Origin of the sequence: Kitasatospora sp. NPDC058444 (genome assembly GCF_042721415.1) — a bacterium.
Taxonomy (GTDB): domain Bacteria; phylum Actinomycetota; class Actinomycetes; order Streptomycetales; family Streptomycetaceae; genus Kitasatospora.
Window position 1 is genome coordinate 1 of sequence record NZ_JBHXLL010000064.1, and the last position, 13,498, is coordinate 13,498.

A 13,498-nucleotide genomic window follows, 5' to 3' on the forward strand; every position below is an offset into this window, starting at 1 on the left:
CCACGACAACACACCCAGACAGCGTCTCACCGCCAACCAGGCGACACCACAGGTAAGTTGAAGCGATCACCAGCTACGAAAATCTTGTAAGAGCCCCCTTATAGGTGTCGGTGAAGAAGTCGTTGCCGCGCGGCAGCGTCTGCAGCACCTCGGACTCGGCGGTGCCGGTCCGGATCTGGTCGTACATCGGCTTCTGCACGGTCGAGTCGTTGGTGCCCCGGACGAAGGCGATCACGCCCCAGACCAACAGACCGAGCACGATCAGCGAGACCGCGACCACCCCGAGGGCGCAGCCCATCGCCGGGCTGCGCCGCCCGCGCTCCGGCTCCCCGACGGGCGGCAGGCCGTCCAGCATCCAGTCCTCGGCCCCGTCCGCCGCCGCGGCCGCCGCCTCGGGCTCCGCCCCTTCGTAGGGGAGCACGGCCGCCAGCCGGAAGCCCTGCTCCGGCGTGGGCCCGGCGTGCACCATGCCGCCGACCAGCCGCGCGCGCTCCCGCAGGCCGGTCAGCCCCTGACCGCCGCTGACCGCCGCGCCCGCGCCGACGCGTGCGCCCACCAGCTCCGGCGCGCGGGTGTTGGTCACCTCCACCACCAGCGCGTCCGGCTCGTACCGCAGCGCGACGGCGATCGGCGCGCCGGGGGCGTGCTTGTGCGCGTTGGTGAGCGCCTCCTGCACGATCCGGTACGCCGCGTGATCGACGGCGGCCGACAGCGGACGCCGCTCGCCCTCCTGGGCGAGGTCGATCCGCGCCCCGGCGGCCCGGGAGGACTCCACCAGCCCCCCGACCCCGTCCACCCCGCCCCGGGCCGGGGTCCCGGCGGCGGCCGTCCCGGCGGCGGGCGGCAGCGCCGTCGACTCGTCGTGCAGCACCCCGACGACCTCACGCAGCTCGCGCATCGCCGAGACCGCCGCCTGCCGCAGCACCCCGACCGCCTCGCGCTGCCGGTCGGTGAGCGTCCGGTCCACCTCCAGCGCACCCGAGTGCACCGAGATCAGCGCCAGCTGGTGGCCCAGGCTGTCGTGCATGTCCTGGGCGATCCGGTGCCGCTCGCGCAGCCGCGCCTGGTGCACCACCATGACCCGCTCGCGCAGCAGCTGCTCGTTGCGCTCGCGCAGCGCGTCCAGCAGGGCGCGGCGCTGCGCCCGGTAGCGGCCGTAGAGCGCGGGCAGCACGGCGCCCACCAGGAAGAAGCCGAGCGACAGCGACAGGACCAGCTTCGGCGAGAGCGAGACGACGTCCTTCACCACTCCCGCCGCCGTGAACAGCACCCAGCCGACGGCGAAGGTGCCGACCAGCGACCAGACCTTGCGGATCCGCGCGCCGGCCGTCCAGCCCGCGCACACCAGCATCGGCATCGGCCCGACCGCCCAGCCGGCCAGGGCCGCGGTGGCGAGCAGCACGGTCCCCGGCAGGCCCCTGCGCAGCACCCAGAGCACCGCGACGGCGGCACCGAAGGGCACCACCAGGCCGCTGTTGGAGAGCAGCTCCAGCAGCGCGGCGAAACCGCCCATCAGCAGGGCGAGCACCGCCTCGCCCACCACCCGCCGGGGTCGCCAGGGCCCCGGCAGAGCCGTCCGTACCGCCGTGTTCCAGGCCCGCGCGATCGCTTCCACGCATCGAGGCTATCGGGTCGGCCGCGGTGACCGCCGTCCTCCTTCGTCGCCGCCCGCGGAGACGAAAGTCGCCTGGTCACCGGTGCCCGGAAGCCGCTCGGCCGAAGGCCGCCACCGGTCATCGGTGGCCGGCGGCCGCTCAGCCGAAGGCCGTCAGCAGCAGCGCCACGTCGTCCACCCGGCGGGCCGAGCCCACCTCGCGCAGCAGCCGCTCGGCCGCCTGTTCCAGGCCCTCCCCCGCCACGGCCCGGGACAGCGCGGCGCGCAGCCGGTCCACGCCCTGGTCGATCGCCACCGCCGGGTCCTCGACCAGCCCGTCGGTGTAGAGGGCGAGCACCGCCCCGCTGCCCACCCGCAGGTCGCTGACCGGGTAGTCGGCCCGGTCGTCCACCCCGAGCAGCGGCCCGCCCGGGACGTACAGCGCCTCGGCCCGCCCGCCGGGGTGGCGCAGCACCGGCGGGAGGTGCCCGGCCCGGGCGATCCGGGCGAGGCCGACGGCCGGGGTCAGCCGGACCAGGCAGCAGCTGGCGAGCAGCCCGGGGTCGAGGTCGAGCAGCAGCCGGTTGGTGCGGGCGAGCACCGTGTCGGGCGGGTCGCCGCCGGTGGCGAAGGCGCGCACGGCGCTGCGCAGCTGTCCCATCGCGGCGGCCGCGCCGACGCTGTGGCCCTCGACGTCGCCGATCACCAGGGTGACGTCCCCGCCGGTGACGATCGCGTCGTACCAGTCGCCGCCGATCTCCATGCCCTGGGTGCCGGGCAGGTAGCGGGCGGTGATCCGGATGCCGGGCACCTCGGGCAGCCGGTGCGGCAGCAGCGCCTGCTGGAGGCCGCGGGCCAGGGCGAACTCCGCGTCGTACAGCCGGGCGCGCTCCAGTGCCTGGGCGATGAAGCCGCCGAGCGCGGTGAGCAGGCCGCGCTCCTCGACGGTGAAGGGGTGCGGCAGGTCGAAGCCGATGATGCAGCTGCCGACCGGCCGGCCGGAGGCGATCAGCGGCAGGAAGGCCCAGGCGCCCATCTCGTCCATGGCCAGACCGGGGTAGGTGGCGGCGAGTTCGCGCACCGACTCGAAGAAGATCGGGGTGCCGGTGCTGAGGGTCTCCGCGCCGGGCACCCGGGCGTCGATCGGGGTGCCCTCGAAGGCGTCCAGGAAACCGTCCGGGTAGCCGGCCTGGGACACCAGGTGCAGGTGCTGGTCGCGCACCGCGTAGATGGCGAGCTCCTGGCCGCCGAAGGCCGGCAGGATCTCCTCGGCCACCGCCCGGCAGACGTCCCGCACGGTGACCGCCTCGGTGAGCGCGCTGGCCAGCTGGAGCAGGTGGTGGGTGCCGCTCACCCCGGTGCGGCCGGCGGGCGGCGGGGTGGCGAGCGGTTCGGCGGCGCCCGGCGGCGCCTCGGCCGCGACCACCCGGGCGGTGACGCCCTGCGCGTCCGGGTAGAGCGACACGGCGAGCCAGCCGTCCGGCGGGCGGGCGGCCAGGAAGGCGGTGGGCCGCTTGGAGAACAGGGCGGCACGGTAGCGGTGCTCGTAGAAGGGGTCGGCGAGCCAGGGCAGCACGTCCCAGGGGTGGTGGCCGAGCAGGTCCTCACGGCGGGCCCCGAGCAGCGGTTCGGCGGCGCGGTTGGCGTAGCGGATCCGGCCGTCGGGGTCGAGCGAGAGCACGCCCTCGTGCAGCCGCTCGACGGCGGCCGCGGCGGCGGTCAGGTCCCGCGCGTCCAGCACCGCGCCGACCAGGTGGGTCCGGCCGTCGGAGATCGCCACGGGCACCCGGGCCCACAGCTCCACCGGGTGGGGCAGGCCCTGCGGCCCGAGCACCCGGACCCGGGCGGCCAGCACCTCGTCGCGCTCGAGCGCGACGCGGGCGGCGGCCCGGAAGGCCGGCAGGTCGCCGGGGGCGACCCGGCGGTTCAGCGCGGCCACCGTGCCGTCGAACTCGCCCGGCCCGAAGCCGAAGATCTCCCGGAACCGCTCGTCGGCGGCGAGCGTCCCGGTGGCCACGTCCCAGTCGAACAGCCCGACCCGGGCGACCGGTGCCGACGACGGCGCCGGCTCCACCACGGCCACCTCGCCACCCGGTTCCACCGACTGCGCGGGCTCGTCCAATCCGGCCAGTTCCCCGCCCAGTCGGGCGGCCACCGCGGCCAGCTGCCGGGCGTCCGGCTCCGGCAGCCCCTCGTCCGAGGCGGGCCACAGCCCGCTCAGCACGCCGAAGCGCTCCTCGCCGTGCGCCACCGGCACGCAGACGGAGGCGAAGTCGTACGGCAGGCCGACCGCCAGCTGCGGGAAGCGCCGCATGGTGTCCTCGGTGCCGGTCAGGGTGACCACGTTCCCGGTCCGGAAGCAGACCGCGGCGGGAAGCGGGCCCGCGGCGGCCACCCGCCGGAACGGGCTGATCACCGCCAGCGGCACGCCCGCGATCGTGCGCAGCACCAGCGACCGGCGGTCCCGAGAACGCAGGTACACCAGCGCGCCGTACGCCCCGGTGGTCTCCAGCACCCGGCGCACCGCCTCGGCGAACAGCTCGTCCCGCCGCTGGTCCGGCTGCCGGGCCGTGTCCCGGACGGACCGCGGGGCCGTTCGGGCCGCCTCCGCGCCGCCCCCGGGCTCCGACGGCCGGTCCGGACCGGGCCGCGCACCAGGGGCCCCACCGGTCGCGTGCGGATGGCGCATGCTCTTTTGCTACGCCCGGCCCGCAACCGTGTCAAGGCGAGCCCGCACCGGCCCCGGGCCGCCCGGGGCCCGGCTCGCACCGGCGGGGAGCACTGGCGGGGAGCACCGGCGGGGAGCACCGGAGCTCAGAGCCGGGAGAGGTCCGCCTCCACCGGATACGGCGCCGCCGCCTTGACCACCCCGGTGAACAGCTCCCCCGCCCGGTACACGCCCTCGGCCGCGTCCAGCACATAGGTGTGGACGACCGGCACCCGGCCGGCAGCCTGCTCGACCCGCCAGTGGAACGGGATGCCCGCCTTGGCGTACTGGTTCGGCTTGACCACCCGGTCGGTGGTCTCCGAACCCGGCGAGACCACCTCGACCAGCAGCAGGACGTGGTCCGGTCTGGTCGGCGACTCGTCGATGGTGTCCGCGCGGTAGACCACCACATTCGGCCGGCGGTTGTTCAGCGGCACGTCCTGCAGCCGGACGTCGAAGTCGGTGTCGGCGTTCCATGCGACGCCACCCGCCTCGTCCAGGGCATTCGCCAGGAACCGGGCGAGCCGGTTGTGCCGCTTGGAAGCGCTCGGGGACACGACCACCATCCCGTCGACGATCTCGATGCCCGCGCACTGCTCGTCGGTCCAGGAGTCGTACTGCTCACTGGCGATCTGCCGGTGCATCCATTCGGGTGCGATCATCTCGGCCGTCACGGCGTACCTCCCCTGGGCTGCTGGGCGGTCTCCTGCTGTGTGCCACAGCCTAGTACCGGCGTTGCGGGGGTTTCGGACGGTTCGGGGACTGTTCGATATTCTCCGGGCGGGTGGCGGCGTGGGGCCGCCGGTGGGGAAGCGAGTACCGGATGCAGTCGCCGTCGTCCGAGAGGTCCGCGCACGGAACGTCGTGGCAGTGGGACGAGGAGACGGGCGGCGGCGAGGCCGCCGAGGACGTGATCGCGGGCGGCACCGGGCGCCCGCGGCCGAGCCGGCGCCGGATGCTGATCGGGGCCGGGGTGCTCGCGGCGGGCGGGGCCGCCTGGGCGTTCGGCCGTTCGGGTGCCGGCGGGGGCGTCCCCTCGCCGGGGCCGACCAGGCCGAACCCGACCGCGCTGTCGGGGCCGACGCCGGTCTGGACCTACCGCGGCCCGGACGTGATGACCCCCGAGCGGCTCACCGACCCACCCCGCCGCCCCGTCTTCCTCTCCAGGAACGGGCTGCAGGTCCTCGACCCGGCCAAGGGCACCGCCGCCCGGCTGCTGGTCTTCGACCCGCCGGCCACCCGCAACTGGCCCAGCGACCTCGACATGCTCGGCAAGGTGGTGGTCGGGCCCGACCACCTCTTCACCGCCACCTACCAGGGCCACCTCGAAGCCCGCCACTTCACCGACCCCGCCGCCGACTGGAGCCTGCCGCTGCCCGACGAGCTGCAGGGCCAGATCCACCTCGCCGGCTACGACCGCGAGCCCGGCATCCTCTACGGCTACTCCTGGGGCCGCCCGCGGGCCGACCGCACCCCGCCGGACAACCGCCTCTTCGCGCTGCGGGTCGCCGACCGCTCCCTGCTCTGGTCCGTCCGCACCGAGCGGACCGAGCAGCCCGTCACGCCCGCCACCTCCGGCGGGGACAGCCGCCTCGCCTGCATCCGTCTCGTCGACGGCCGCACCGAGCTGGTGGCCCGGGACGCCGCCACCGGCCGCGAGCTGTGGACCGCGCCCGGCGAGGAGGACCTGCGCTGGTGCGTCACCGGCTCGGCGTGCGTCTACGTCCCCGACGGCAACGGCGGCGTGCGCATGCTGCGCCCCACCGGCGAGCCGGGCTGGACGTACGCACCCCACCGGGGTGAGTCCTGGCGGGCGCTGCCGCCCCTGGAGCACGCCACCCGGGTGTACATCCCGTGGGACCAGGGAGTCGTCAGCTGCCTCGACGTGTCCTCCGGCGCCGAGCTCTGGTCCTGCCGGCTGCCGTTCCCGCTGGACCGCCGCAGCCGTCCGCTGGTCGCCGACGGCACGCTGTTCGTCCCGGGTACGGCGGCCGCCGGGGTCAGCGCGATCTACCCGGCGACCGGCGAGCTGGGGTGGACCTTCCACGACTCCGGTCCGGGCAAGGACGTCTGGACCCTCGCCACCGACGCGGCCCACCAGGACGACGGAACCCGTCTCTACGCGGGGCACGACGACGTCCTGCACGCCCTCCCGCTGAACTGAACTCCCCGACGCCCTACTCCGACTACCCACTCCGACGACCCGCCCGACGGCCCCGCACGACGCACCGACACGACGGACCCGACACGACGACACGGCAGGACGGCCCGATGCAGGTACGCCCGATCTCCCCCGACAACCTGGCCGAGCTGCTCGCCGACCGCATCGCCGCCCTGCCCGGCGCCCGCGACCGGCGCCTGCGGGTGGCCGTGGACGGCGCGGCGGCCGCACGCCCCGAGGCACTCGCCGACGCCCTGGTGGAACCGCTGCGGCTGCGCGGCCACCCGACGCTGCGGGTCACGGCCTCCGGCTTCCTGCGCCCGGCCTCGATCCGGCTGGAGTACGGCCACCACGACGCGGACGCCTTCCACGACCTCTGGCTGGACGACGGCGCCCTGGCCCGCGAGGTGCTCGACCCGCTGGAGCCGGGCGGCAGCGGCCGCGTCCTGCCCTCCCTGCGCGACCCGGTCACCGACCGCTCGACCCGCGCCCCGTACACCGAACTCCCGCCCGGCGGCGTGCTGTTGCTGGACGGCGCCCTGCTGCTCGGCCGCTGGCTGCCGCTGGAGCTGACCGTCCACCTGGCCCTCGGCCCGGCCGCGCTGGCCCGCCGCACCCCGGCCGACCAGCAGTGGACGCTGCCCGCCTTCGCCCGCTACGAGGAGGAGACCGTACCCGCCGAGGCGGCCGACCTCACCGTCCGGGTGGACGACCCGCGCCACCCCGCCCTGGTCGAGCGGTCGTGACGTCCGGGGCCGGGCCGCGCTGGCAGTACGGGCACCAGAAGACCGCCCGGTCGCGCGGTGGCGCGCCCTGGCGCCCGGCGACCACGGGCGTCACGCAGCGCGGGCAGGGCCGCCCGGCCCGGCCGTAGACCCAGTGCTGGTAGCCGGGCCGGGTGTCACCGGTGGTGATGTGGCCGGGGCGCAGCTTGTTGGCCTCCAGCATCTGCCGGGCGCGCTCCACCAGCCGGTCGGGGTGCGGGAGTTCGCCGACCTCGGTCCAGGGGGTGACGCCCGCGACGAAGCACAGCTCGTTGGCGTAGACGTTGCCGATCCCGGCGAGGTTGCGCTGGTCCAGCAGGGCCTCCACGACCGGGCGGCCCGGGCGGGCGAGCAGCCGGCGGACGGCCTCGACCGGGTCCCAGTCGGGGCCGAGCAGGTCGGGGCCGAGGTGGCCGACGATCCGCCGTTCGTCCGCGGTGCGCAGCAGCTCGACGACGGGCAGCCGGTAGCCGACGGCGGTGCCCCGGTCGGTGCCGAGGACGGCGCGGATCTGCCGGTCGGGGCCGCCGGTCCACCGCTCGCCGGGGCGGTAGACCTCCCAGCGGCCGTCCATCCGCAGGTGGGTGTGGAGGGTGAGGCCGCCTTCGAAGCGGGTGAGCAGGTGCTTGCCGCGCGGGGCGACCTCCAGCACCCGGCGGCCGGTGAGGTCGGCGGTGGCGTGGGCGGGCACCCGCAGGTCGGCGCTGGTCAGCGCCTGTCCGGCGAGGGCCTCGTGCAAGTGGGCCGCCACGCGGTAGACGGAGTCACCTTCTGGCATGTCTCCATTCTGGTCCGCGCGGCGGCCCGGCGGGACACCGGCCCCGGTGCGCTACGCCGACTGCTCCGGGGCGACCTGGCCCTCGCGCACCACGACCACCGGGCAGGGCGCGTGCTCGGTGAGGTGGCGGCTGACCGAGCCGAGCAGCACACCCGAGAAGCCGCCCAGGCCGCGGCTGCCGACGACGAGCAGCGCGGCGCCCTTGGCGGCCTCCAGCAGTGCCTGGGCGGCGTTGCCGGGCATCACGCTCTCGCTGATCCCCACGCCGGCGTCGTCGCCGGCCACCTTGGCGACGGTCTCGCTGAGGGTCTTCCCGGCGAGCTCCTCGGGGTTGAAGGCCTCGACGGTCGGCACGCCCTGCCCGGCCCAGCCGTAGAAGGCCGGGTACTCCCAGGCGGCGATCGCGTGGACCGTCCCGCCGACGGCCCGCGCGTAGTCGAGCGCCCAGCGCAGCGCCTGCTCCGAGGCGGGCGAGCCGTCCACGCCGACGACGATCCGGGGAATGGCACTCATGGCCTTGCTCCTTCGGTTGCTCCTGATCGGTCCCGACCCTCCGAACATAGATCGAATCGGACAAACGGCCGGTATCTGCCACGCCGAAAGCGGCCCGTCGCATTCAATTCGATCGCCGCTGACGTTCCGGACCTGGGAGGATGCCCGGATGACGAACAAGCGCCGCCGCGGTGGCGGCTTCGCCGAGGTCCTGGCCGCCCTGCCGCGGAAGGAGGAGCGCGCGTACTGGAATCTCGACGACCCGCTCGAATCGGGCGGCTTCGTGGACGCCGAGGGGCGCTACTGGCGGCTGGTCCGCGGCCCGGTGGACCGGCGGTTGGCGAAGCGGCTGGCCGTCGACGCGGACGAGATGACGCTGGGCCTGTGGGGCCGGCTGCACGAGAGCTCCCCGGACGTCTTCGTCCCCGCCCTGCTCACCCCCGAGGAGCGCCCGGCCGCTTGGCGGGACGCCTGCGCCCTGGACTACCGGGCGTACGAGTTCCGCGCCTCCGGCGACCGGACCCTGCTCTACCTGGCGGTTTCCTGCTGAGCCGCCCACCCGGCCGCCGCCGCCCTGACCGAGTCCTTTATGAGGCTCAACTCCGGTAGGCGGACCAGGCGTTGACCATCCGCTCGACCTGCCCCGGAGTGAACCCGGTCATGCAGGAGTCGTAGCTGTAGTCCATGAAGTTGTGGATCGGGTCGAGCCCGGGGCCGGTGCAGGTGTCGCGGCCCTCGGGGCAGCCGGAGGCGGCGCTGCGCTCGGCCGGGGTGTCGTCCACGTAGTCGCCCGGGGCCCGGCAGCCGCCCTGGAAGGTGTGGAAGACGCCGAGCCAGTGGCCGGTCTCGTGGGTGGCGGTGTCGCCCTCGTCGTAGTGGACGGCGGCTCCGCCGGGCAGGGAGGCGTCGAGCACCACCACGCCGTCGTCGACCGGGTTCGCCCGGTACGCGTTCGGGAAGGTCGACCAGCCGAGCAGGGACTCGCCGAGGCGGGCCGTGTAGAGGTTGAGGGTGCCCTGGTCGCCCTTGCGCAGGGCGGTCTTCATGGCCTGCTCGGCCGAGGAACCCGGGGTCATCCCGGTGTACCAGGAGGCGTTGTCGGTCCAGTCGGCTCCGACCAGCTCGAAGTGGAACGGGCTCGGGGCGTTGCCCTCGCCCTGGCCGCCGTAGCTCTCGTTGAGGTGGTCGATCTGGCCGGTGACGGCGGCCTGGTCCAGCCGCCCGACGTCGCCGTCGTGGATCACGTGGAAGTACACCGGGATGGTGGTCGGGGTGGCGACCCGGCGCCAGCCGGTGCCCAGTTCGGCCAGCCGCTGGTCGAGGTCGGCCTGCATCTCCCGGGCCTCCGCGGCGCTGACCTGGTTCGGGTCCCCGCCCGGCCGGCTGCCGGCGGGCAGCCGGGCGGCGGCACCGGACGCACCGACCGGACCGACCGGACCGACCGGACCGACCGGACCGGTCGCATCAGCAGTCCCGGCGTCGTCGTCCGCGCACGCGACCGCCGGGACGGCCGGGACGGCGGTGCCCGGAACGGCGGTGGCGCGGTGCGCGGCCGGAGCGGCGAACTGGCTCAGACCGGCCGCGGCGACCAGCGCGGCGGCGCAGGGGAACAGGCGGGGGGCACGCGAGCGCACCCGGGCAGTACGGCGCATCAGCGCTCCTGTGGGGGGAGTTGACGTGGTCTCGGCCGCGTCCCGGGCCTGCTCCGGCCGGACCCGCCGGCGCCCGGCGCGGACTCGCCGAGACTACGACGCCGTGAAGTCGATCTCCCGCAGGGCGCGCGCGGCGGCCCGGTCGAGTACCACGGCCGACGCACAGCCGGCCGGCAGCAGGCCGGCCTCCAGGATCCGGTGGCGCAGCCGGGCGACCGCGGCAAGGTGCCGGGCGAAGGCGTAGCGCGAGACGCCGCGCCGGCGCCGCCGCTGCCCGTCCAGCGCCTCGGCCGGGTCCGCGTCGAGCAGCAGCAGGTGCACCCGGCGGCCCTGCCCGGCGGCGGTGCGGACCAGCCAGGACCGCACCCAGGGCTGGGTGCCGCAGTCGTGCACCGCGAGCGGCCCGCCGTCCAGCACGGCACGGCGCAGCCGCCGGTAGTGGGCGAGCCGGGCCAGCGGGCGGTAGAGCGCGTACGGCAGCCGGCCGGGCAGCCGGGCCGCGTACTCCTCGCGGACCAGCTGGGAGTCGATCAGCGGGGCGCGGACGCAGCGGCGCATCAGGGTGCTCTTGCCGCTGCCGGGCAGGCCGGTGACGACCAGCACGTCCCCGGCGGGGTAGCGCAGGACGGCCGGTCCGGGCCCGCGCAGCTCGTGCCGGGCGGGCGGTTCGTGCGGCGCGGGCCGGACGACGTGCTCCCCGGCGCTGCGCGGCGGCGGCACCCTCGGCGCCGCCGCCGTGCGCACCGTTCTCGTCCCGCTCACCCGGTCTCCCCCCGCCGTTCCTGTCCAAGGAGCATGGCGCATTCCCAAGAACGAGTAAAGGGCGGAGGTCGGAGCGGGTACGGACGACCCCGGCCGGGCCCGGGCCACCGGGCCTTCGGGCCTTCGGCGGGGCCGGTCGCGACCCGGTGGCGGGCCGGTCGCGACCCGGTGGCGGGCCTCAGCCGAGCTGCGGGGCGACCCGGGAGGCGATCAGCTCCAGGTGGTCGAGGTCGTCCAGGTCGAGGATCTGGAGGTAGGTCCGCTCGCTGCCGACGGCCGCGTACCGGCCGATCTTCTCGACCACCTCGTCCGGGGTGCCGGCCAGCCCGTTCTCCTTGAGCTCCTCGACCTCGCGGCCGATCCTGGCGGCCCGGCGGGCGACCTCGGCGTCGTCCCGGCCGACGCAGGCGACCAGGGCGTTGGAGTAGACCAGGGCGTCGGCCGGGCGCCCGGCCTGCTCGACGGCGGCGCGGACCCGGCCGAACTGGGCGGCGGTGTCGTCCACCGAGGCGAACGGCAGGTTGAACTCGTCGGCGAAGCGGGCGGCCAGGGCCGGGGTCCGCTTGGGGCCGTGCCCGCCGACCAGCACCGGGACGTGCTCCTGGGCGGGCTTGGGCAGCGCGGGCGAGTCGGTCAGGGTGTAGAACTCGCCGGCGAAGTCGAAGGTGTCGCCGAGCTTGGTCCGCCACAGCCCGGTGATGATCGCCAGCTGCTCCTCCAGCCGACCGAACTTCTCCTTCGGGAAGGGGATGCCGTACGCGGTGTGCTCGGCCTCGTACCAGCCGGCGCCGAGGCCGAACTCGACCCGGCCGCCGCTCATCGCGTCCACCTGGGCGACCTGGATCGCGGTGACGCCCGGCAGCCGGAAGGTGGCGGCGGTCATCAGGGTGCCCAGGCGGATGGTGCTGGTGTCGCGGGCGAGGCCGGCCAGGGTGATCCAGGCGTCGGTCGGCCCGGGCAGCCCGTCGACGTCGCCCATCTTCAGGTAGTGGTCGGAGCGGAAGAAGGCGCTGAAGGCCCCGAGCTCCTCGGCGGTGCGGGCCACCTTGAGGAGGGTGTCGTAGCTCGCGCCCTGCTGGGGTTCGGTGAAGATGCGGAGATCCATGCCGGCCATTCTGGTACGGAGCACCCCGTGATCGGCAGAGCGGACCGGACCGGCCACGGAACGTCGCCACGGCGGGGCGGGCGGCGCGGGCGGGGTGGCCAAGGTCTCAGCACGGAACCGTCACGGGCGTCCGTTCCGGCGCCGGGGCTCGCCTAACGTGGACGGATGTTCGCGACCTCCGACGATTCCTTCCGGCGCTCCCCCGACGAGCCGGCCGGCTGTCCGCTGCCCGGTATCGTGACGGCCTTCACGCCCCGGCTGGCCGAGTTCGCCTTCGAGCCCGGTTTCGTCGCGGCGGTCGACCAGCACGTGGCGATGCTGCGGGAACTGCTGTACGCGCAGGGGCCGGAGCTCGCGCCCCGGCCCCTGGACCGTGAGGAGTTGTCGGACTACGCGCTGGGCTTCGTGGACGCGCTCGCCGAGATCGGCTGGCGGGAGCCGGTCGGCTACGACTACGCCGTCATGCGTCTCACCGCGATCTGCTGGCTGGTGCGCGAGCAGGGCCTGCTGGAGGTCTGAGCACCGGCCGGCCCTTCCCGGGCCCGGGCGACCGCCGGTCCCGGCGCGCTACCGGTTCTGGTCGCCCTCGATGCCCGGCGCGGGCGGGGTGCCCGGGCCGGTCTGGGTGGTCGGCCGGATCGGCTGGTTGGACAGCGCGTCGGAGCGGCCGGCCTGGTAGGAGCTGCCGCGCAGCCGGGCGGTCTCCCGTTCGGCGCCGTCCAGCCACCGCTCCCAGCGCTGGCGCATCGGCAGGATCAGGCCGCCGCCGACGCCGACGATCAGCACGCCGGCGATGGTGGCGAGCACGGCGATCAGCACCGGGGTGGTGATCGCGGTGGCGATCCCGACCTGGCCCAGCGCGGCGATCACACCGAGGCCGACGATGAACGCCCAGACCGTGGTGGCGACCACCCGGCCGTACGAGGCGCCGGAGAGCGAGCTGCCCACGATGTCGCGCACGCCGTTGGCGATGGCCATCGCGACCACCAGGATCACGACGGCGACGATGGCCCTGGGCAGCCAGGCGACGATGCTGTGGATCATCACGCTGATCGGGTTCGGGCCGAAGACCCCGAACGCCAGCTGCAAGGCCATCAGCAGGACGATGTAGTAGACGACCTTGCAGACGATGCCGGTCATGTCGTACTTGGAGCCGGCCAGGCGGGCGGCCATGCCCGACCGCTCGGCCACGCGTTCCGAACCGAGCCTGCGCATCACCCGGTCGAGGAGCCTGGCGATCGCCTTGGCCACGATCCAGCCGATGAACAGGATCACCAGGAAGGCGATGAACTGCGGAATGACCTTGGCGATCTTGGACCAGGCCTGGGTGAAGCCCGACCCGAAGTCGACGGACAGAGCGAGCTGCTGAGCCACGGAGTCCTCCACTCGGTGACACGGCGCCACGAGCGGGCGCTACCGGCCCCCCACCCTTCGTGAATAGCAGGCGCCCGCTCCGGTCGCGCGCGCCCGGTGTCCGGGATGG

Annotated in this window: 13 protein-coding genes; 4 read left to right on the plus strand and 9 right to left on the minus strand. The window is 75.1% G+C overall.

Translation table 11 applies throughout. The features are described 5' to 3' along the window. Positions 1–73: 73 nt before the first annotated feature. The 3 genes from ACFWP2_RS37055 to ACFWP2_RS37065 form a co-directional block, all read right to left on the minus strand. Complete coding sequence (locus ACFWP2_RS37055) at positions 74–1,615, minus strand: sensor histidine kinase (protein ID WP_380460034.1); 1,542 nt, start codon at positions 1,613–1,615, stop codon at positions 74–76. A gap of 139 nt (positions 1,616–1,754) precedes the next feature. After that, positions 1,755–4,283, minus strand: coding sequence for a SpoIIE family protein phosphatase (locus ACFWP2_RS37060; RefSeq protein WP_380460037.1), 2,529 nt, complete (start codon positions 4,281–4,283; stop codon positions 1,755–1,757). A gap of 125 nt (positions 4,284–4,408) precedes the next feature. Then, positions 4,409–4,975, minus strand: coding sequence for a Uma2 family endonuclease (locus ACFWP2_RS37065; RefSeq protein WP_380460039.1), 567 nt, complete (start codon positions 4,973–4,975; stop codon positions 4,409–4,411). A 149-nt stretch (positions 4,976–5,124) separates the two neighbouring features. Here ACFWP2_RS37065 and ACFWP2_RS37070 point away from each other — a divergent pair, with 149 nt between their 5' ends. Further along, on the plus strand, positions 5,125–6,465 hold the full coding sequence (locus tag ACFWP2_RS37070) for a PQQ-binding-like beta-propeller repeat protein (RefSeq protein ID WP_380460041.1): 1,341 nt from the start codon (positions 5,125–5,127) through the stop codon (positions 6,463–6,465). Positions 6,466–6,572: 107 nt separating this feature from the next. Next, entirely contained in the window at positions 6,573–7,208 is a 636-nt protein-coding gene (locus ACFWP2_RS37075) for a uridine kinase (protein WP_380460043.1), read from the plus strand. On the opposite strand, the gene ACFWP2_RS37080 is transcribed toward ACFWP2_RS37075, so the two are convergent. Together ACFWP2_RS37080 and ACFWP2_RS37085 are read right to left on the minus strand one after the other, a co-directional pair. Further along, positions 7,156–8,004, minus strand: a complete 849-nt coding sequence (locus ACFWP2_RS37080; RefSeq protein ID WP_380460045.1) for a DNA-formamidopyrimidine glycosylase family protein — start codon at positions 8,002–8,004, stop codon at positions 7,156–7,158. The genes ACFWP2_RS37075 and ACFWP2_RS37080 overlap by 53 nt on opposite strands. Positions 8,005–8,055: 51 nt before the next feature. Continuing rightward, positions 8,056–8,517: a universal stress protein gene (locus tag ACFWP2_RS37085; protein ID WP_380460047.1), complete on the minus strand. Its 462-nt coding sequence runs from the start codon at positions 8,515–8,517 to the stop codon at positions 8,056–8,058. 148 nt (positions 8,518–8,665) lie between these two features. Here ACFWP2_RS37085 and ACFWP2_RS37090 point away from each other — a divergent pair, with 148 nt between their 5' ends. Next, positions 8,666–9,046, plus strand: a complete 381-nt coding sequence (locus tag ACFWP2_RS37090) for a hypothetical protein (RefSeq protein ID WP_380460049.1) — start codon at positions 8,666–8,668, stop codon at positions 9,044–9,046. A gap of 46 nt (positions 9,047–9,092) precedes the next feature. On the opposite strand, the gene ACFWP2_RS37095 is transcribed toward ACFWP2_RS37090, so the two are convergent. From ACFWP2_RS37095 to ACFWP2_RS37105, 3 genes are all read right to left on the minus strand, one after another. After that, positions 9,093–10,148: a zinc metalloprotease gene (locus tag ACFWP2_RS37095; protein ID WP_380460051.1), complete on the minus strand. Its 1,056-nt coding sequence runs from the start codon at positions 10,146–10,148 to the stop codon at positions 9,093–9,095. Between the two features lie 93 nt (positions 10,149–10,241). Further along, positions 10,242–10,910: an AAA family ATPase gene (locus ACFWP2_RS37100; protein ID WP_380460053.1), complete on the minus strand. Its 669-nt coding sequence runs from the start codon at positions 10,908–10,910 to the stop codon at positions 10,242–10,244. A 178-nt stretch (positions 10,911–11,088) separates the two neighbouring features. After that, on the minus strand, positions 11,089–12,015 hold the full coding sequence (locus tag ACFWP2_RS37105; RefSeq protein ID WP_380460055.1) for an LLM class F420-dependent oxidoreductase: 927 nt from the start codon (positions 12,013–12,015) through the stop codon (positions 11,089–11,091). A gap of 165 nt (positions 12,016–12,180) precedes the next feature. On the opposite strand from ACFWP2_RS37105, the gene ACFWP2_RS37110 reads away from it, so the two are divergent. Then, the gene (locus tag ACFWP2_RS37110; protein WP_380460057.1) at positions 12,181–12,534 is read left to right on the plus strand and encodes a DUF6401 family natural product biosynthesis protein; all 354 of its coding nucleotides are present in this window, start codon (positions 12,181–12,183) and stop codon (positions 12,532–12,534) included. Positions 12,535–12,582: 48 nt separating this feature from the next. Here the strand turns inward: ACFWP2_RS37110 and ACFWP2_RS37115 are convergent, their stop codons facing one another. Then, positions 12,583–13,389 carry a hypothetical protein gene (locus ACFWP2_RS37115; protein ID WP_380460059.1) on the minus strand — a complete coding sequence of 269 codons (807 nt, stop codon included), beginning with the start codon at positions 13,387–13,389 and terminating at the stop codon, positions 12,583–12,585. Positions 13,390–13,498: the final 109 nt, after the last annotated feature.

Coding starts and splice junctions, on each gene's coding strand:
- ACFWP2_RS37085 (WP_380460047.1), bottom strand. CDS start 8,517: ATGAGTGCCATTCCCCGGATCGTCGTCGGCGTGGACGGCTCGCCCGCC.
- ACFWP2_RS37080 (WP_380460045.1), bottom strand. CDS start 8,004: ATGCCAGAAGGTGACTCCGTCTACCGCGTGGCGGCCCACTTGCACGAG.
- ACFWP2_RS37110 (WP_380460057.1), top strand. CDS start 12,181: ATGTTCGCGACCTCCGACGATTCCTTCCGGCGCTCCCCCGACGAGCCG.
- ACFWP2_RS37060 (WP_380460037.1), bottom strand. CDS start 4,283: ATGCGCCATCCGCACGCGACCGGTGGGGCCCCTGGTGCGCGGCCCGGT.
- ACFWP2_RS37075 (WP_380460043.1), top strand. CDS start 6,573: ATGCAGGTACGCCCGATCTCCCCCGACAACCTGGCCGAGCTGCTCGCC.
- ACFWP2_RS37105 (WP_380460055.1), bottom strand. CDS start 12,015: ATGGATCTCCGCATCTTCACCGAACCCCAGCAGGGCGCGAGCTACGAC.
- ACFWP2_RS37070 (WP_380460041.1), top strand. CDS start 5,125: ATGCAGTCGCCGTCGTCCGAGAGGTCCGCGCACGGAACGTCGTGGCAG.
- ACFWP2_RS37095 (WP_380460051.1), bottom strand. CDS start 10,148: ATGCGCCGTACTGCCCGGGTGCGCTCGCGTGCCCCCCGCCTGTTCCCC.
- ACFWP2_RS37090 (WP_380460049.1), top strand. CDS start 8,666: ATGACGAACAAGCGCCGCCGCGGTGGCGGCTTCGCCGAGGTCCTGGCC.